We start from the raw sequence: 19,668 nt of genomic DNA, 5'->3' as shown, positions 1-19,668 counted from the left end.
ATTATTTTTAGGAAATTATTTAATTAAAGTGATTTCATTTTAAATCTTCAATTATTATTTATTGTGCTTTTGTTATACATAACTGAAGATATTCTTCTATGAACTAACCAACTTAACACGCTTACGAGATGTTTAAAGTGGGTGATTCCTGTGAACATTGATGTATCCACAGCTTATGGGAGCTCTGCCCGAAATTCCTACGATAAGAACTGCAGTGTCTTGTACGTTGACTCATGACGCTCTCGACTGGTCTTCGCAATTTCAGTAAGAATGGAGCGATAGAACGTTTAAGATCTTACATCTCCAAACAAATTTAGGAAGAAGTCTACCGTTGGAAAAGATAAAATTCTTTTATTATTGTGTCAAAAAGGTTTTCATATAGAAAATAGAACAGCATATGATAGACATTTATCAGTTTGTTTTTTTAGTTGAATGTTTACAATAAAGTATGAAGTTTTGCATAATAATATCTTTATAGGTAAAAATATATTATTATTTTTATATATTATATAAAACTATTTTCATTTTTTATATTCTTGATAAAAAGGATTGATAAAACATGTTTAACTTAAATATACAGAGTTTTAAGAATCATATAATAATCCAATGGCAATCAGCTGAGATTACTATTCTTTTAAAAGATATTATCAATATTACTACAAATGATATCCCTCTAAAAAAACTTGATCATGTTGTTTATATCGGAATTTCATCTCTTTCAAAGAAAAAGGTAATCATTAAAACAAAAAAATTCAACTATGTTTTGTATACTAATGATACATCGGAATTATTAAACAGAATAAATATTTGATAGGTAAATATTTATTCTGTTTAATAAAGTTATTTGTGAAACTAACCTGTTGGGTGTGTGTAAAAACAAGTAAATTTATGTAAGGAAATTGAAGTGTTTTGTTCATGATTTTGAAATATATTGGAATAGAAAGAAAAACGGTAGAGGAAGCAAGTTGTTGTTATCTTAAAAACATTTACTACTACCCAGTTATGTTCAAATCGTGGTTACCATAATAAAGACGTGAAAAATCTAAATCTTTTGGAAGGAGATTCTCCTTCCTGTGACCACATCACAATACAAATATTAACACAGGACTGAATTGTAAACTACTCGCCACGTAGTAAAGCTTGAAGTAGGAATTTCTCAGTTTCACAACAAAAGTAACCTTTTGTAGCACTGATTGTTACTTCAGGTAGGAAATCTAACCTTGGACGCCCTCTTGGTTTTCGCATTCAATTTCCTTCCCACCACCTCTTACATCAAGTTAAAAAAGATTTTTTTGCCATGCCAAACCAGAATTCCTCTCCGATCTACAGTTGGGGGGTATCACTCTTCACACGCTTGCCGAAGGAAAATCCTTTCAGCAAATTCGTTAAAAATAAAACAATTCTTCTTTTGACCACAGGGACTCTAATCAGTAAAAAAAACACTGGGTTCCTGTGCAAAAACTTCCACTTCAAATAGTCAGCTAGGCTGTTAAGTGATGAGTAATTCAAGGTATATCTGATATAAAACAAATCACATCAAAAAATTGAATTTTATTTACACTTGATTATATATTAATTTGGTGTACTATTGTAGTTAATGGTTAAATTTTCTATAAATGGAAGGTGAAGCGAAGTGTTAACTGAATTACAAAAAAGTTTCTTCTCACGATTACAGGTATCTCCCAAAGAAGATGTAAACTTTAAAGATTTACATGAAATTCTTCTGCGAATGGCATATGTAATACCTTATGAAAATTTAGACGTTATGGAAAAAAACATCCGGAAAATTACTAGAAAGAATGTTCAAGAAAAATTACTATTAATGCACCGTGGAGGATTATGTTATGAACTTAATACTCTATTATATTATTTTTTACACGATTGTGGATTTGATGTCTATCGCGTAGCTGGTACGGTCTTCGATTTAGGTGGCGATAAGTGGAAGCCTGACGATGGACATGTAATTATTATTTTAAATTATAATAATCAGAAATATATTGTAGACGGGGGGCTTGCCTCACATCTTCCATTACATCCAATTCCATTTAGTGGTGAAGTAATTTCATCTCAAACAGGAAAATATCGTATCCGCCAACAAAATACTGAAAAAGGAACTTATCTACTAGAAATGAAGAAAGGAGAAAATGGGGAGAGTGCTCAATTCTTAGATTCTGAACCTACTAATACATGGCGCACTGGGTTTGCATTTACATTAGATGAAATAGATAAAAACAAAGTAAATGCTATACAAAATATTATTGTAGAGCACCCCGACTCACCTTTTAACAAAGGATACATTGTCTGTAAATTAATTGAGGATGGACATATTTCACTTACTAAACAAAGTTTTACAGAAACAAGAAAAGGACAAAAAAGGAAACATACCATAAATGAAGAGGAGTATCAAAGGATTCTTAAAGAAGTATTTGATATTTCTCTGAATAAATATCCCGATAAAATTTTAGAAAGAGGCTAGCTTAAACTGGCCCATATAAATTCAATTGAGGTAGTTGGTATACTTTATTTGCAATATATTTTAACAGTGGAAAAACTAAAAAAACATGTATCTAATCAGACCAGTATCATGTATAGGATATTGGCCTGATCAGATTTCAAGAATAATTAGAAGAGAACTAATATTACAGCTTTTTATATGGGTAAAAGGATATACGATTTATGGAGAGACTTTCATCCAATGTGCATTTCTTCCTTTTGAAACAAGTTTAACTTCTCCAGATAATTGCAAGGTATTTAATGTCTTACTAATTGTACTTTTTGCTATATCAGGGTATATGCCACTAATAGTTTCTTGAGTGAAAGGCTGTTTTTGATTGTATACAAAATTTTGAATACGTTCAACTTTACTTTGATTACATATAGAATCTTGTATTCTGTTATGCAAGTCTTTATATGCCTCTAAAATAATAGTTAAGAAGTTTTTTAACCAGAAACTAATATTATGTTCATTACAATACCAATTAACTGAAGATTTACATACAGCATTGTAGTATTCTGATTGTTTTTCATTTATGTATTTATCTAAACAAACGTATTTTACAAATGTATGTCCATTTTTTAATAATAATAAATGCATTAATATCTGAGTAAGTCTACCATTTCCATGGCTAAAAGGGACTATGCAATAAAAACTCAATATAAAACGAGCAATTAGTAAAAGGGAATGTAACTCTTTATTTGTGTATAATGAATTGTATTGGGAGCACAAGTCGTCCACAGTTGGTGGAATCAGTTCATGAGGGAGCGGATGGTAATTAATTATGTGTATTCCGCTATCTTTAATTTCTGGTATAGAAAGTGGTTTTTGACGCCACATTCCACTATCTGAGGTATAAAAATTCATTACTTGAAAATGTAATTCTTGTATAGTTTCTGGGCTAATAGATAAAGTGCTGGATTTTTGATGTACGAAGGCCAGAGTCTGATAGTGACAAAATATCGCATCTTCCGCAACAGATTTAGGTACCTTGTTATTAAGAATAAGTTCTTTTATTCTTTTACTTGAGATTTTTTTATCTGTATAAATAGTAGTATAATTTTTCGTGTAATGTAGAGGTATAATTTTTTCGAAATTATTAAATATATTAGGCCTCTGCTCTTGATAAGAAGCTAACTTTCCTTTATACTCACTAATTTCGCTAATTAAGTTTATTAATTTCCTTTTAAGTTCAACATTTATGTACTTATCTTCGAAGAAATTTCGCACGCTGTGCCTCCTATTTTTCCCCGCCAACATAACATGAAATCTTCCATTCTATTACAATCTAATGTTCTGGTTTTCTATTTATTAAGGAATTAAATTGAAATTTCAGCTATAAATTTAATTCGTATCACAAAAGATTGTTCTCTCGAAATAATAAAAATTATATCGGAATTTTTATAGATATAATGTTAGCATGGAATTAATAAAAATGAAAGCCTTTTCAAGTTGATCTATAAAGTGATTTTAATATAGTGAATTTTAATCGGGAACTTATAAGGGGAATTTAACTTTAGATAGAACGGTTTTTATAGCAACCCGTTTTTCATCATATAATTCTTTGTTACTTAATCAGAATATCTATTGAAATTTCTTAACTACTCACCATTTAACGTCCTCATGCATCGCTTGAAATGAGAGATTCCTAAGCACAAAGTGCTATCGAGCTCTAATCGAATGGGATAATCCCAATCAAGAATTATTAAATTCATAAATGGAATGTAATATGACTGAAGTGTCAAAAGGTCCTGAAAGACTGAATCAACGATTTAATAAAGGCCCTCATAACAAAGAGTGAATTATAGCTTTAGGAGATTTATATGGGATTATTGCTCCAGTAGGCAGGCATTCTGGTAGAGTTAGAAGTTTGGACAGGAAGAGGATGTAAACATTTGCTTCTATGACAGATGGCAAAGTAAAATATGATGATAAAAAAGAAACGATTAATAGCATGCTAAACTTTAATAAATATAAAATAATATACATATAAATATCAATTTTCCAAGGATACATTCTGACGGTACAGCTTGGAGTGATCCACACCCTACTTTGAACAATCGTTCTGCAGCTAAAATAAAATTAGAAAACTCAAAGAATAATTTGAGGATATTTAGATAGTAGATAAATTTTTAAATTACATAAAAATAATATACATGATAATTTTTCCTATTTTGAGAAAGTGTAGCTTACTTCTTTAAACCTTGTAGCAAAATCACCATAGCACAAAACGTCATTAAAAACTACCGGATATGCACAAATATATTTTAAATATGACAAATTTGTTAAAAATAGGGATATATTTTTTTCTTTCCATTTAAATTGTAACATTGAAATGTAAGAATAAAAAAATTTTAAAAAGGGGATAATTAATTATGTTCACAGTAAAACAAAAGCTGGTTACCGTAGCGACTACTTTAGCATTAGGATGTGGATTTACTTTTGGTATAACACCTGCTTCTGCCGCATCGAACGAAACTACTACAGATCTTATTTCCATCTCGTCGTTCGAGAAACAACAGCAAACACATTTCACAGGTTATGTTGTTTCTGTTGATAGTAATTATATGACGATTGTGGATGCACCAACGATGGAAGAAGCTCAAATGTATCAAGAAAATTGGTGGGATTTTGTTAACAAAAATAAAATATTGCTTGTTCCAATTTTAGATAATAATTCTTATATTTTAGGAGATAAATTAGATGTTTATTTTAAAGCAATGACTATGTCGCTTCCTCCTATTGCAATGTCACCTATTGTTGAAAAAGTAACAGAATAGCCTAGGATACTATAAAATAAGAGTTTGTACGAACTCTTATTTTTTTTGAATGATATTCTTCAATTTAAGAGTAACCCGTTCATAAGAAGTTTCTATGCGTTTAATATTGCTATTGAGCAGATTAAAATTAGTTACAATCATGTAATGTAATTTGGAAACCGACTGCTACTTTTAAAATAAATCAATTATTAATATTATATTGCCTAATATAAGTAAGGTGTTCACCTATCCTATACATACTTTACATTTATAAAAGAATAGATTATTTCATAATACAAAATAACAACTGGAGCGTAATTGATGTATATTTTTTCAACAAGCGAAAGGGGCATTTAAATGTTAACTGAATTACAAAAGAATATTCTCTCAAGATTACAGATTTCATCAAAAGAAAGTATCTAATTTGATATCTTGCATCAAGTTCTTTTACAGATAGCACATTTATGCTAGTAGTTAAATTCGTTATTATATTATTTTTTTAATGATTTTCAATTTGATGTCTATTAATTATCGGGTATTCCTTATAATCCACAAAAAAGAAAATAGAAGTCTGATGGCAAACACGTAATAATTATTTTGGATCACAAAATTACTAATTCAAGAGATTATCTTTCTTTAAAAAAAATAAATGAAGATACATTGAACAATATTCATAAAATGAGTATAACGGATCCAGACTCCTTCTAAAAAAGGGTGATCTAATGTATAAATTAATTGAGAATGATTAAGTTGAAAACTAATTTTCCCCACTAATTCTAAATAAGTCTATAAAGTACAAGATTAATGGGGTTGTTACGAAATAAATGAAGCTGAAATATATTATAAGATATTATTAAAGTACATTAATAATAGTTTTATTATTTGTAAACATAATTTTCATACATATATGAAAATAGATATATCCTTTTATTTATAGATGTAGTCTAAACTATATTTATGCATGAGCCTGAGAGTTAGGAAAGAGATAGGCATAAAAAATAGTGGATTTATGGTATCCAAAAAATTTATAGAATAGCAGATACAGATAATTTCCTTTATTCATGCATGAGAGTACACATTGAATATCGATAATATAGTAGAAGGGGGGTATAGAGAATGCTAGAGAATGAGGCGGTATTAGTGAAAACATTTCTAGCTACCTTTGGTGGTTTTTGCGGTTACTTTTTCGGTGGATGGGATGTTTTATTAAAGATTTTAGTAACTATGGTCTCGGTTGACTACATTACGGGAATGATTGCAGCGGGTTATAATGGAGAACTAAAAAGTAAAATAGGTTTTAAAGGCATTGCAAAAAAAGTAGTATTATTTCTTCTAGTAGGCGTCGCAACTCAATTAGACATAGTATTTGGAAGTAATAGCGCAATTCGAGAGGCAACAATCTTTTTTTTCATAGGAAATGAGTTAGTATCTATCTCAGAAAATGCTGGACGCATGGGTATTCCACTTCCACAACCATTAGCCAATGCCATTGGAACCTTAGGTGAAAAAGCAAAAAGTACAAAAAAGTTAAATAATTAAAATAGTTAGTCGATCTAAATAAATATAATACACAATGAATGTGGAGGTTATAGCGCTCGTAATGACCTAGCATCCGAAAGTGAAATTATAAATGAAAGGGAAATCCTACTTTTTTAATGTTCATTTAATTTATTAGCGTAAGGAGTAAACATTGCATACTAACTTCCTTTAAAGATACATCAAAGGACTATTCGTAATCTGATTGTTAATTGCTTTATAGGTACTTTGCTCCTTATGTTTTTCAACTTCCTTAAAAAAGAACAACGACATGCTTTAGAAAGATATACATAAAAATATTATAAAGGAAGATACGTTTGAACCAATTTAAAGAGATGTTAGACAAAGGAGCAATCTCTATCGGCCAATCCGACCAATTTGGAAAATCTTTACGTCAATTTGATGAAGTACAATATGGAAATGGGATCTATCTTGTTATTTGGCACCCCATCTATATGGAATTTGTAGGTTCTCATGAATCAGGGGATTGGATTTCTAATACTAATTTACATCAAGCTATATGGATTAAAAATTTAAAAGAGCATTTTGCAAAACAAAAATAAAAAAGTCCCAAAAGTGAAGTGCATCCCAATTGTTAGACACAGTCTAACAATTGGGGGTACTTTTTTTATGGCTAAATTTTCTTCAAAGGAAAAAATACAAGCGGTGAGATGGTACAGAAAGTGGAAAAATAATTGCTAAATTTATAGGATTTACTCCTGCTTTACTTCGGGAGTTAATTATACGATATGAATCTTCAGATGAAAAGTCCCTTGAGAAGTGCTATACATTCTAACCTGCCCAGTTTAAACTAGATATACTTTATTATATAAATGAACATGGAACATCCATCAGAGAGACAGCGGCACTTTTCAATATTCCGTCTTATGAAACAAGAGGATTGGATGTCCTATAATTAAAGAAAAAGGGGCGTCCAACCATGAAAGATAAAAAAATCAGTAGTTCAAAGATTAATTGAAGCCTTACAAGCGGAAATAGAGCGTTTATGTATGGAAAATGCGTAATTAAAAAAGTTGAATGCCTTAGTTCAGAACAAGGAAAAATCACCAGACAAGACAAAGCACAAGTAATCTGTGGGTTAAGGAATAAGTTTTCTGTCAAGGAGTTACTTCAACTCGCCAATATTTCGCGTAGTACGTACTATTATTGGATAAAACAGTTCAATCGTTCTGATCCAAATGCGGATGTAAAAGAACTGATTCAAGCTATTTATAATAAACACGATGGTTACTAGGTCTATCGTCGTATTCGCGATGAATTTATGAATTGCGGGCACAAAATAAATCATAAAAAATTGTATCGCCTTATGAAAGAATTAGGGCTAAAATGTCTGGTTCGTATAAAAAATATCGCTCTTACAAAGGAACAATTGAGAAAATTGCACCGAATATTCTAAATCACAACTTCTAATCTAAAAAACCAAATGAGAAGTGGGTTCCAGATATTACGGGGTTTAAGTTATTTAGGGAGAAGTTATACCTTTCACCAATGTTAGATTTATTTAATGGTGAAATTATCACGTATATAATTGGTTAAAGACCTACCTATTCCCTTGTTTCAACAATGTTGGACCAGGCCTTTTATTGTGTAACCGATCAGGGTCAACTTCTCATTCACCCTAATCAGGTTGGCACTATCAAATGAAATAATACCGTCATTCTCTTAAGAATTGTGGCATAACTCAAAGTATGTTTAATAAGGAAACCATAAAGAGTGAATTTTTTCCTTATTAAACATACAGGGAAATTGATGGGCTTCTAGTATCCATTATATTTCTTTCTTGTATTGTCTTTACCTGTTTTCTACACATCTCTAATCGTTTTTATGCTTGAAATTATATTAGTAACAAAGATAATTAATGACATCGCTCAAAAAGATACAACCATAATATACATATAGAACAAAAAAATTAAAATAACGCATTTTTACGCATCTACATTGAATGTTTATGATATTTGTATCACCCTTCATTTATAAAAAAGCATAGATATCTTCCTCTATAGAGGAAGATATCTATGCTTTTTCTTTTTGAACTAGAGATATACTTTACTCAAAGCCGCAGGAAAAGAGTTAACAGGAAATTGAATTCAATTTCACCAGTTGTATAGGGGAAACCTGTGTGAAATTGAACTGAAAAATAATTATCTTTATTAAATGGATTCTCTAATTATACCTGTTAATCTATGAGGAGGATAGAAGTCGTTAAGAAAGCGGTGAATGCATGCCTTAAAAAACTCAAAAAATGATGTTGGTTTTTAAAGAAATAAAGGAGTTAGTTCCCTATTTAATATGAATCATAAAAGTACGCTTCGTGTATGATACGTGCATCCATCAAAATGAAACATAAGAGGAGTGAAAATATTGTGATGAATAATTGACATATACAGTTTACTCCCCACATAGAATGTGCAGAGTGGCTGGTAGAGGGGATTTAAAATCAGTAACATAATGAACGTAGAAGGGGGTGAATACCATGCATGAGTCACAGGAAGGTAGAGATGTTCTAAATGGGATAACTAAACATAAACACCATATACCTTTTCAGTGTATCGTTTCCCTTCCATTAGGCTTTCAAATTGAAAAGCCTAATGATTTGAAACTTGTTTACGACGTAAGTCATTTGTCTATGACAAAAGATACGTGTAAAAAGCGTATTGAGATTGATGAATGCGGACAAGTAGAGATTGATTTACAAGTACTTAAAATTAAGGGTATCCTTTCTTTTATCGGTAATTTTTCTATTGAACCTATTCTTTGTGAAAACATGTATACAACAGTGGATAGAGATCCATCTATTTCCTTGAGTTTCCAAGATACGGTATATATTGGGGTAGCACCAACAAAACGCGAATTTCGTACGCTAAGCAAAATTTCATAAAGAAAAAGTCGGTTTTCTAGACGTGTAAGAGTTATACAGTATTGTAGGTAGAAAACATATCCAGATAATTTAAATCAGCTCATATTAATTGGGTCAATAATCTTTAAGGAAATCCACTCTAAGTAAGTAGGATAATGAAGAAAAGTCTTAAATTTTATTAAAATATAAAAGGAGTAGAAAAAATTTTCTACTCCAATCTCTTTTGGATAACTTGTATTTTATTCGATTTTAAAAATGTACTTTATACTTTAATATTCAATATCATTAATGCTATGATAAATTCTTTAATAGCTATGACCTATTAATCCTCATAATCTTCAAGTGCACTCTTCAATTTCCTAGATAAGAACTCATAGAAATCTTTAGCTTCAAGCACGGTCTTCTTACTTACAAAATCCCACGTTACCACTGGACATTCGCTATTTGCAAGACTTGATGTATCTAGGCAATATACGTATTCACCTACATCCCATATAACAACATAGCTGTTAGGAAGTCCCATTTCACGATACACTCCAGTTTCTGAAAGTACTGGTGAATTATCTCTGTAACCTGCACATGTTAAATCTATTCCGAGTATACCTCCGCCACCGTAATGCTTTAAAAACCAGCGATAGCTATCTGGAAATTTACAATCTAAGCTTTTTTCAAGTTGGTTAATAAATTCATCTTCAACTCCTCCAAAAAAATCTCCTTTTTCCTCCCGTTCGGAAAAAATGTTAGCAATCCATTCCTTCATTTATATTACTCCTTTTTTCATTTTATTTTTGATAATCTTGTGCTCTTTGTTTCCAATAATAATCACGAAATCTCTCATACTGAGCTGTTAAAACTGGATCGTTTCTAAAACTCTCTCCATCCTCAATTGTACCATGAAGCTGTTTTGAGTATTTTCGATGTTTACTAGCCGGTAATTCAACCATGCTTCCTGCTTCTCGCTGAGTCGTATGGTGCAGTTGAATTTGTGTATCATCCTTGTAAAAAGGACTTCTCCCTTTTTTTGCCAGCTCTAAATTTGATAAACCTTTCGCTTGAGGGTTTGATGATACATAATTCCAATCAATATCTTTCATCTGATATACACGTCTATCTAAAATACTAGTTTGTTTCAGTACCTTGGCTGTTCCAGTAACTTCAACCGCCTGGTATTTATCACCAAAACGTTCTAGCCATGATAGATCTACCTTTGTGGTAGTTAGTTTTTGGCGCTTAGTAACTTTACTTATAGAACCAAAAAAGGCTGCACCAGCTTTAATTTCACCACCACCGAGAACAGCTAACATGTTTATTGCATAATCAGGTGCCTTAAGATCTTCCTCACTATTTAAATTTTTACCCGAGATTAATTCACCAAGTGAGACGAGGTTACCTGTAAATGGCATCCCAGCAAGTATATTATACATTGCTTCATCACGCTGTTGTTGACGTAATTTTTCCTCTGGTGAACTTGTAGGTACAATATTAGAAAAATCAAAATCCAAATGAATTGTTTTTAAATCTGACTGTGGAGCTTTGTTAGGTGCATCAATTACACTATTAATCTCTTTAACAGATACGTCTATACCACTAATCGTCTTTTCTAATCCTTTTTGCATTTTATTTGTGGCATTTAGCATTTGCTGCATGCCTTCATTGGCCTGGTCAACTGCATTATTCATGCCTTGTAAACCTGAATTCGCTTGGTTTACTCCTTGGATCATTTGTTGTACACCATTTTTCATTTGCACCATGCCTTCATTGGCTTGTCTTATTGATCCATTCATACCTTGTAAACCTGAATTCGCTTGGTTTACTCCTTGAATCATTTGCTGCATACCACCATTAGCAAGACGTAGTGCGTCACTTATTACTTTATTTGCTTTTTCTAAATTTAAATCTTTTAATTTTGTATTGATTTGCTCCATTTCTTTCATGGCTATATTGAAATCTGTGAGGTCGATATTAAATTTGAGATTAGGTATGTTGAGATCAGGTATGCCGATATCAGATATGTTGAGATCGGGAATATTAAGATCAGGAATACTGAGATCAGGTATGTTAATATCTTGTATATCAAATGTAAATTTCCAATTTGATATATTATTAAATGCTTGTTCACTTATCCCATCATCATGTCCATTAGTAACTATATTTTGTATCTGTGGTAACGATGCATATATGGTAGGTTGTTGTATATATTTATTCTTTGTTTCTTCCACAAGTTCCATTGAGAAATAAGTTAGAAACCCATAAACATATTGACCATTCCATAAAATTTTATCGATGTCGACTACAGTAATAACAGTGTCTTTTGGAATGACACCTAATTTCGAACTTAGTATGTCTTTGGACGCCGAAAAGTCTATCGCTTTTGTCGTTCTATATTTTATACCGTTTGGTGCAATCCAATGTTGACCTTTTGAACTTTTAATTTGGTACCAGCCACCTGGTTGTTCACCAATAACTGTGACTATTTCTGAAGCGATTGTTCCTTTATGATCAGTAAAGCCATAATCTCTGTACAATTGTGTGGGTTTCGCAATTTGATAAGGTATGCCATCTGGAACAATCCAACGATCCCCATAAGCCGTTTTAATTCGTTTCCAACCATTTGGCCTATCTTCTAGCAAAATTACTTTTTGTGGTATTAATCCATACTCTTCTTTGTCTGCAAGAAATGATGGCTCTCTATACATCGCTACATTTTGTTTTAGTTCGTATGTAACGCCTTTAGGAGCAATCCATGTGTCACCCATATGGCTTTTAATTTTCAACCAACCATTTTGCTGAAAATCAACAACTTTCACTGTTTGTGAAGCAATACTACCTACAGTTTTACTTTTATAATCTGGTGAAGAATACAGGGTTTGTGAGTTTTCTACCTTATAATTTATACCCTCTGGTGCAATCCAGCGCGTACCATTATCTGTAAGAACCTTTTTCCAACCATCTGGTTGTTCATCCAGTAGCGTTACCATTTGCGCACCCAATACTCCCGTGCTCTTCTCCTCTATTGAAGGCTTAAGATACATTTTTACATTGACTTGTAAATTATATTTTTGTCCTTCTGGTGCGACCCATTTTTCTCCGTTTTGCGTTTTTATTTTCTTCCATCCATTCCCTTTTTCTTCTGTTACCGTGACAGTACGGGGATGGATGCTATCGTTTGCTTGTTTCAAATAAGAAGGCTCACTATATAACAAAGTCGGCCGTTGTATGACATACTCTTTATACGTTGCCACAGATTCATTATTTTCCATATCTGTTACTTTCATAATCGTACGGTATAAGAACATAGAAAATTGCTCTCTTGTGACAATTCCATTTGGATTAAAATTGCCGTCACCTGTACCACTTGTTATGTTGTTACCGGCTAATATTTTGACATATTCATTAGCCCAGTGACCTTTCATATCCGTAAATTCAAAATTTCCTTGCGGCTTTAAATTAAATGCTTTTACAAGCACCGTTGCCATTTCAGCACGTGTCATATTATTTTTCGGATTGAATCTTTTCTCTGCATTTACGCTAAAAATACCACGTGCTGTAAGGGCCAAAATTTCCTTGTTGAAATTGCTGTCACCAATATCAACAAAGGGATTATTGGTACTATCTTGTGGTTTTAAATACCGATACAAGAAAGCGGCGAGATGTTCGCGAGTAATAGGATCCGCAGCACCGAAATATCCATTTCCGTAACCAGTTATAATCTTATTCTCAGCCATATACATCATTTCTTTATACGCCCAGTGGGTTTTAGGTACGTCAATAAAAGATAATGAATTCCCTTGACTATTTTGTTCTGCAAAAGTTGTTCCTAATGTACTGAATAATAAAATACATGTCATAAAACTTAAAAATAATTTCTTAATTTCTTTCACAAATTTACCTCCTATTCTACTGTTTAAGATATATACCCTATATCAGTACTAACCTTATCATTTCTTTATATATATTTATATGAATTTTTCATTTCCATTGACAATGATATTTCTCGTAAGAACAAATTAAGTAATTATTCCTAAGTCATTTTTAATTAATATGATATTTGATTTTTAAAGATTAAGAGAAAGGAGTCCTATAAACGACCGTTTATGGGACTTGGTTATTTTTTAACAAAAGCGTTTAAAAACTATCCATATTAAGTACCAAAACTCATATCTAAAAACAAAGTTCCTTATTTTAATTCAACTAGGTTTTTGGTACTATTTTAATAGATATATTTAGATAGGAAGTGAAACAATTTGATTTTTGGTTATGCTCGTGTCAGCACAGAAGAACAAAATCTCGATATGCAAATAGATGCTTTACAACAATATGGTATAGATAAGCTATATCAAGAGAAAATGACAGGAATAAAAAAAGATCGTCTTCAGCTCGAAGAGCTGTTAAAGGTACTACGTAAAGGCGATAAGATAGTTGTTTACAAACTTGATCGAATTTCTCGCTCTACAAAACATCTAATTGAGTTAAGTGAAAAATTCAAAGAACTAGGTGTAGATTTTATTTCTATTCATGACAACATTGATACATCTAATGCTATGGGGAAATTCTTCTTTCGAATGATGGCAAGTATTGCAGAATTAGAAAGGGATATTATTAGCGAACGTACCAAAACAGGATTAAATGCGGCTAGAGCTCGTGGAAAAAAAGGAGGAAGACCACAAAAACATACAGATAAGGTAGAAATGGCTCTTAAAATGTATCAAAGTAAAGAATATAGCATTAAACAAATTACAGAGGCTACTGGTCTAAGTAAAACAACATTGTATCGATACATTAACAAGTAACCTCATTATTTTTATAAATGGAGGAAATGTTATGAGAGGAAAAGAACTTCTCACGCCTGTACAAAGGGAAGAACTATTACATATTTCTGTTGAAACAGAACATGAGCTAGCACTGCATTACACATTTTCTACAGAGGACCTTGAAATCATTAATCAACATCGTAGAGATCACAATCGCTTAGGATTTGCTGTTCAGCTCGGTATCTTAAGATATCCTGGATGTACTGTTACGAATATGCCAGCAATTCCTGAAGGACTCTTAAAGTTTGTTGCTAAACAAATTGGTGTAGACCACACGGTCTATGAAGCATATGCAAAACGAGAACCTACTAGGCGAGAGCACTTAGAAGAAATACGTAAAGAATATGGATATCGTAATTTTACTATTCTTGATTATCGAAGGATTTCTAAATTTCTACAACCATATGCATTAGAAAATGGAAATACAATGTATCTGATTGAAACTGCATTACAAGAACTACGGAAAGAGAAAATCATTTTACCTGCAATACCAACAATAGAACGAGCTGTATGGGAAGTACGTAAGCGCACAGAAGAAAAGATTTTTAAAGTACTAACCGCCTCTTTGACTTCTTCACAACAAGAAAAGTTAGATAGACTACTCCATCCAATGCCTAATACTTCAAAAACTTATTTATCGTGGCTAAGAGAAATACCTGGCCAATTTTCTCCTGATGCATTTTTAAAAGTAATTGAACGCTTAGATTACATAAGAAGATTGACATTAAAGCTTGACACCAAAGGTTTACATCCAAATCGTATACGACAATTATCTCGAATAGGAGCAAGGTATGAACCCTTCTCATTTCGACGATTTCACAGTACGAAAAAATATGCGATTATGATTGCATATTTAATAGATTTAACGCAAGACTTGGTTGATCAAGCATTTGAAATTCATGATAAACAAATCATGAATCTTCAACTAAAAGGAAGAAAACAGCAAGAAGAAATTCAAAAACAAAATGGAAAATCCGTTAATGAAAAAATCAATCATTACGCGAATTTAGGAACAGCTTTAATTAGAGCTAGACAAGAAAACTTAGATCCATTTTTATTATTAGAAACGGTGATGCCTTGGGATACATTTGTAGCCTCTGTAGAGGAAGCAAAAAAATTATCTCGTCCTATGAATTATGATTATCTTGATTTATTAGAAAGTCGTTATAATTATTTACGTAAGTATACGCCAACACTACTCAGAACATTAGAATTTCAATCTACCAAGTATGCAAATCCCGTTTTATTAGCTTTAGATACTATCCACGAGTTAAATGAAGCTGGAAAACGAAAAGTTCCAGAAGGTGCTCCATTAAGCTTTGTTTCCAAGCGTTGGGAAAGATATGTATATGATGAAGACGGAAGTATTAATCGACATTTTTACGAATTGGCCGCATTTACTGAACTTCGAAATTATGTACGCTCAGGGGATATTTCTATTGTAGGTAGTAGACAACATAAAGATTTTGATGAATATCTTATTCCACAGCAAGAATGGACAAAGAGTAAAAATATCGGTACCAGGTTAGCGGTCCCGATTCAAGTAGAAGAATACATAAAAGAGCGCACCGAAACCCTTTTGCATCGAATTCAATCCTTTTCTAAAAATGTAAATTCTCTAGAAGGCGTAGATTTAGAAAAAGGAAGTTTGCGTATTCACCGCTTAGAAAGAGATGTCCCAGAAGACGCCAAGAAACTAAGCGCTAAGCTATACAATATGTTACCACGTATAAAACTAACGGATTTATTACTAGAAGTGTCGAATTGGACAAATTTTGAACAGCAACTGATCCACGCATCAACAAATAAACCGCCTAAAGGCGATGAAATTATTATATCTCTTGCTGCAATGATGGCGATGGGAACTAATATTGGTCTAACTAAAATGGCAGATGCTACTCCAGGTATCTCCTATCATCAGTTAGCTCACGCTAGCCAGTGGAGAATGTATGATGATGCTTTTCAACGGGCTCAATCCATACTCGTAAACTTTCAGCATAAAATTCCTTTATCCTCTTATTGGGGAGACGGAACTACTTCATCATCGGATGGAATGAGAGTTCAAATTGGGGTCTCTTCTCTCAGTGCTAGTTTCAATCCACACTATGGGACAGGAAAAGGAGCAACCATCTATCGATTCGTAAGTGATCAATTTTCTTCTTTTTATACAAAAGTAATTAATACAAATGCTAGGGATGCTGTACATGTTATCGATGGATTATTACATCATGAATCTGATTTGGTTATTGAAGAGCATTACACAGATACAGCAGGCTATACAGATCAAGTCTTTGGATTGGCTCATTTATTAGGTTTTCGCTTTGCGCCTCGGTTACGTGATTTAGCCACTTCTAAATTATATACGATTGGATCGCCTAAAGAATTCTCAAATATAGAATCCTTAATACGGGGACAAATTAATATGAAGTTAATTTGCGATAATTATGATGATGTTTTACGGCTAGCTCATTCTATCCGAGAAGGTAAAGTATCGGGTGCATTGATTATGGGGAAATTAGGGTCTTATACCCGTCAAAATAAAGTGGCGAAGGCACTAAGAGAAATAGGGAGAATTGAGAAAACAATTTTCATCTTAGATTATCTTTCAGATAAAAAAATGCGTAGACGTATTCAACGAGGATTGAATAAAGGGGAAGCTATGAATGCACTTGCTCGAGCTATTTTCTTTGGAAAACATGGTGAATTACGAGAAAGAGCGCTACAAGATCAACTTCAAAGAAGTAGTGCACTAAACTTCTTAATTAATGCAATTAGTGTGTGGAATACTGTTTATTTAAGTGAAGCAATAAACGTTTTGAAGAAAAAAGAAAAATTTGATGAAGAACTATTAAAACACATTTCTCCATTAGGATGGGAACACATTAACTTCCTAGGAGAATACCGATTTAGTAAAAAAGAAATTGCACCATTAGACTCTCTACGACCATTACAGATAACTTAGTAGTAAGAAGCCGATTATCTCTTAGCGTACAGGAAATCGGCTTTTTCTTTATAAAATTTTGCTTAGCGTACGAAATTCGCGTTTTGTTGGTGCTACCCCATCGCTATCAAGCTAAAGAAGTAGGTCACCCCCAAAAAGAGAAAATATGTTAAATTCTCATAGATAACTATCTTATATTAATTACATAATCCAGTGTGATATAATAATATAAAGATATTATATTTAAAAGGGGGATTCAAATTGGTTAAAAACTTACCTTTACTAATAGTGATTTTACTACTAGGTATCAGTTCTTCTACATTAAGCACGAACGGATACTTTTCTCCAGTTATAGAATGGTCTTTAATGATTATAAGTATTATTTTGAACATTACTGCAGTGATAGGTTTATCATTACACGTCCTTGTATATCAACCTATGAAAAGATTTAATAAAAATTTAAAAGGGACCTTCAAATAAAATAATTATATTTGAGGTAACACCACATCGCTATCGAGCTAAAAAAATGTATCCATAAAGAGAAAAAAACGCTATTCTTTCTGTAGAATCATAGGAAAGGATGGCGTTTTTTATGTCTGTTTCTGATGAATTACAACTATTTGCTCAAGAGATTCAACGTTTTTTATCTCCAAATACCTTACGGAATCTTGCTCGAGATGTTGGTTTCGTACAACGAACCAGTAAGTACCAAGCAAAAGATTTAGTCGCTTTATGTGTATGGATGAACCAAAATATCGCTACGACGTCTTTAACTCAGTTATCTAGCTGTTTAGAAGCCTCGACAGAAGTGCTCATCAGTCCCGAGGGACTGAACCAACGATTTAATAAAGCAGCCGTCCAATTTCTACAACACATACTAGCTGAACTACTAAGCCGAAAATTGACCTCATCTATACCGATTTCTTCTCCATATACTTCTGTTTTTAAGCGTATTCGTATTTTAGATTCAACTGCATTTCAACTCCCTGATGTATTTTCATCGGTTTATCCAGGTGCAGGAGGATGTAGCCATACAGCTGGGATAAAAATTCAACTTGAGTATGATTTGTTAAGTGGACAGTTCCTTCATATTCATACAGGTCCAGGTAAACAACATGATCGCACTTACGGCTCTTTGTGTGCCCCAACTGTGACAGCAAATGATTTATGTATCCGAGATTTAGGTTATTTTCATTTAAAAGACCTTCAATATATACAAGATAAAGAGGCCTACTATATCTCTCGTATCAAGTCGAACACACGTATGTATCAAAAAAATCCTAACCCTGATTATTTTCAAGATGGAAGAATTAAGAAAGGTACAGAGTATATACAGATAGATATAGAGACGTTAATGAACTCCCTTCAACCAGGACAAACGTGTGAAGTAGCTGATGCTTATGTAGGAATGAATGATAAAGTGCCAGCTCGTGTAATTGTTCATCGATTAACAAAACAACAGCAACAAAAACGATTACAAGATCAAGCTGTAAGAGAAAAAAAGAAAGGAATGAAGTATTCTCCTCGTAGTAAACGACTCAGCGGTATCAATGTATATATGACAAACACCCCTACAGATATTGTCCCTATGGGACAGGTACATGACTGGTATTCTTTGCGTTGGCAAATCGAAATTTTATTTAAAACGTGGAAGTCATTCTTTCAAATTCATCATTGTAAAAAGATAAAAGCAGAACGATTAGAGTGCCATTTATATGGTCAATTGATTGCCATTCTACTCTGTTCTTCTATCATGTTTCAAATGCGCCAATTGCTCCTCATGAAGAAAAAACGAGAGCTTAGTGAGTATAAAGCCATATATATGATTAAAGACTATTTTCTTCTTCTATTCCAAACTATACAGAAAAACACCCAAGAGCTATCAAAGGTGTTACTTCGTCTGTTCAATCTTCTACAGCAAAACGGGCGGAAATCTCATCGATATGAGAAAAAAACGGTCTTTGATATATTAGGTGTCGTTTACAATTCTATGTCTGATAATCAAGCCGCTTAATTCAAAAAAGTGAAACCCGGTAGGGTTTATTTCGTATGCAAATCTTTCAATCACCTATACTTGCTCCTTAGAAAAAAGAAACAATCTCGCCTAAAATTGACTTTGCATAAGCTTAACTTGATAGCGATGTGGTGCTACCCCATGCCCATCAACTTAAGGATAGAAACGCCGCGGCTTTCCATTGATTAAAATGAAAAAACTTTGAAATAATATAATTCCATTAAAAATGAGTATA

At 32.5% G+C, this 19,668-nt stretch carries 14 protein-coding genes and 2 pseudogenes; 12 read left to right on the top strand and 4 right to left on the bottom strand.

Translation table 11 applies throughout. From position 1 onward, the window contains the following. Positions 1-559: 559 nt before the first annotated feature. Positions 560-811, top strand: coding sequence for a SunI/YnzG family protein (locus QCI79_RS35090; protein ID WP_021728213.1), 252 nt, complete (start codon positions 560-562; stop codon positions 809-811). 147 nt (positions 812-958) lie between these two features. After that, positions 959-1,134 (top strand): annotated as a pseudogene (locus QCI79_RS35085) (RNA-guided endonuclease TnpB family protein); the annotation flags it as partial. Here QCI79_RS35085 and QCI79_RS29295 read toward each other — a convergent pair. Continuing rightward, on the bottom strand, positions 1,120-1,245 hold the full coding sequence (locus QCI79_RS29295) for a hypothetical protein (RefSeq protein ID WP_023901337.1): 126 nt from the start codon (positions 1,243-1,245) through the stop codon (positions 1,120-1,122). The pseudogene QCI79_RS35085 and the gene QCI79_RS29295 overlap by 15 nt on opposite strands. A 388-nt stretch (positions 1,246-1,633) precedes the next feature. Here QCI79_RS29295 and QCI79_RS29290 point away from each other — a divergent pair, with 388 nt between their 5' ends. Beyond that, positions 1,634-2,476: an arylamine N-acetyltransferase family protein gene (locus QCI79_RS29290; protein ID WP_021728212.1), complete on the top strand. Its 843-nt coding sequence runs from the start codon at positions 1,634-1,636 to the stop codon at positions 2,474-2,476. 198 nt (positions 2,477-2,674) lie between these two features. On the opposite strand, the gene QCI79_RS29285 is transcribed toward QCI79_RS29290, so the two are convergent. Continuing rightward, positions 2,675-3,724 (bottom strand): Fic family protein, encoded by a 1,050-nt coding sequence (locus QCI79_RS29285; protein WP_048549463.1) that lies wholly within the window; start codon positions 3,722-3,724, stop codon positions 2,675-2,677. Between the two features lie 1,145 nt (positions 3,725-4,869). Here QCI79_RS29285 and QCI79_RS29280 point away from each other — a divergent pair. The 5 genes and pseudogenes from QCI79_RS29280 to QCI79_RS29260 all read left to right on the top strand — a co-directional run bounded on the left by QCI79_RS29280 (position 4,870) and on the right by QCI79_RS29260 (position 9,688). Then, on the top strand, positions 4,870-5,274 hold the full coding sequence (locus tag QCI79_RS29280; protein WP_021727974.1) for a DUF3221 domain-containing protein: 405 nt from the start codon (positions 4,870-4,872) through the stop codon (positions 5,272-5,274). A gap of 1,095 nt (positions 5,275-6,369) precedes the next feature. Then, positions 6,370-6,792: a phage holin family protein gene (locus tag QCI79_RS29275; protein WP_021727975.1), complete on the top strand. Its 423-nt coding sequence runs from the start codon at positions 6,370-6,372 to the stop codon at positions 6,790-6,792. A 308-nt stretch (positions 6,793-7,100) separates the two neighbouring features. Beyond that, positions 7,101-7,352, top strand: coding sequence for a hypothetical protein (locus tag QCI79_RS29270; protein ID WP_042993752.1), 252 nt, complete (start codon positions 7,101-7,103; stop codon positions 7,350-7,352). Positions 7,353-7,419: 67 nt separating this feature from the next. Further along, positions 7,420-8,456 (top strand): annotated as a pseudogene (locus QCI79_RS29265) (IS3 family transposase); the annotation flags it as partial. An 827-nt stretch (positions 8,457-9,283) separates the two neighbouring features. Then, positions 9,284-9,688, top strand: a complete 405-nt coding sequence (locus QCI79_RS29260) for a hypothetical protein (protein WP_021727978.1) — start codon at positions 9,284-9,286, stop codon at positions 9,686-9,688. 301 nt (positions 9,689-9,989) lie between these two features. Here QCI79_RS29260 and QCI79_RS29255 read toward each other — a convergent pair whose 3' ends face one another. After that, complete coding sequence (locus QCI79_RS29255) at positions 9,990-10,427, bottom strand: SMI1/KNR4 family protein (RefSeq protein ID WP_021727979.1); 438 nt, start codon at positions 10,425-10,427, stop codon at positions 9,990-9,992. 22 nt (positions 10,428-10,449) lie between these two features. Beyond that, complete coding sequence (locus tag QCI79_RS29250) at positions 10,450-13,548, bottom strand: S-layer homology domain-containing protein (protein WP_021727980.1); 3,099 nt, start codon at positions 13,546-13,548, stop codon at positions 10,450-10,452. 363 nt (positions 13,549-13,911) lie between these two features. On the opposite strand from QCI79_RS29250, the gene QCI79_RS29245 reads away from it, so the two are divergent. The 4 genes from QCI79_RS29245 (at position 13,912) to QCI79_RS29230 (ending at position 19,433) form a co-directional block, all read left to right on the top strand. Further along, the gene (locus tag QCI79_RS29245; protein ID WP_021727981.1) at positions 13,912-14,457 is read left to right on the top strand and encodes a recombinase family protein; all 546 of its coding nucleotides are present in this window, start codon (positions 13,912-13,914) and stop codon (positions 14,455-14,457) included. A 31-nt stretch (positions 14,458-14,488) separates the two neighbouring features. Next, positions 14,489-17,440 (top strand): Tn3 family transposase, encoded by a 2,952-nt coding sequence (locus tag QCI79_RS29240; protein WP_021727982.1) that lies wholly within the window; start codon positions 14,489-14,491, stop codon positions 17,438-17,440. A gap of 240 nt (positions 17,441-17,680) precedes the next feature. Continuing rightward, positions 17,681-17,899 (top strand): hypothetical protein, encoded by a 219-nt coding sequence (locus tag QCI79_RS29235; protein ID WP_000240401.1) that lies wholly within the window; start codon positions 17,681-17,683, stop codon positions 17,897-17,899. A 112-nt stretch (positions 17,900-18,011) separates the two neighbouring features. Further along, positions 18,012-19,433, top strand: coding sequence for an IS4-like element ISBth4 family transposase (locus QCI79_RS29230; protein ID WP_000116413.1), 1,422 nt, complete (start codon positions 18,012-18,014; stop codon positions 19,431-19,433). Positions 19,434-19,668: the final 235 nt, after the last annotated feature.

The organism is Bacillus cereus group sp. MG1 (assembly GCF_040460035.1).
Lineage (GTDB): Bacteria > Bacillota > Bacilli > Bacillales > Bacillaceae_G > Bacillus_A > Bacillus_A cereus.
The sequence above is the reverse complement of the archived record's forward strand: the minus strand, read 5'-3'. Positions and strand labels throughout refer to the sequence as shown.

Coding starts and splice junctions, on each gene's coding strand:
- QCI79_RS35090 (WP_021728213.1), top strand. CDS start 560: ATGTTTAACTTAAATATACAGAGTTTTAAGAATCATATAATAATCCAA.
- QCI79_RS29240 (WP_021727982.1), top strand. CDS start 14,489: ATGAGAGGAAAAGAACTTCTCACGCCTGTACAAAGGGAAGAACTATTA.
- QCI79_RS29275 (WP_021727975.1), top strand. CDS start 6,370: ATGCTAGAGAATGAGGCGGTATTAGTGAAAACATTTCTAGCTACCTTT.
- QCI79_RS29280 (WP_021727974.1), top strand. CDS start 4,870: ATGTTCACAGTAAAACAAAAGCTGGTTACCGTAGCGACTACTTTAGCA.
- QCI79_RS29255 (WP_021727979.1), bottom strand. CDS start 10,427: ATGAAGGAATGGATTGCTAACATTTTTTCCGAACGGGAGGAAAAAGGA.
- QCI79_RS29230 (WP_000116413.1), top strand. CDS start 18,012: ATGTCTGTTTCTGATGAATTACAACTATTTGCTCAAGAGATTCAACGT.
- QCI79_RS29295 (WP_023901337.1), bottom strand. CDS start 1,245: ATGCGAAAACCAAGAGGGCGTCCAAGGTTAGATTTCCTACCTGAAGTA.
- QCI79_RS29260 (WP_021727978.1), top strand. CDS start 9,284: ATGCATGAGTCACAGGAAGGTAGAGATGTTCTAAATGGGATAACTAAA.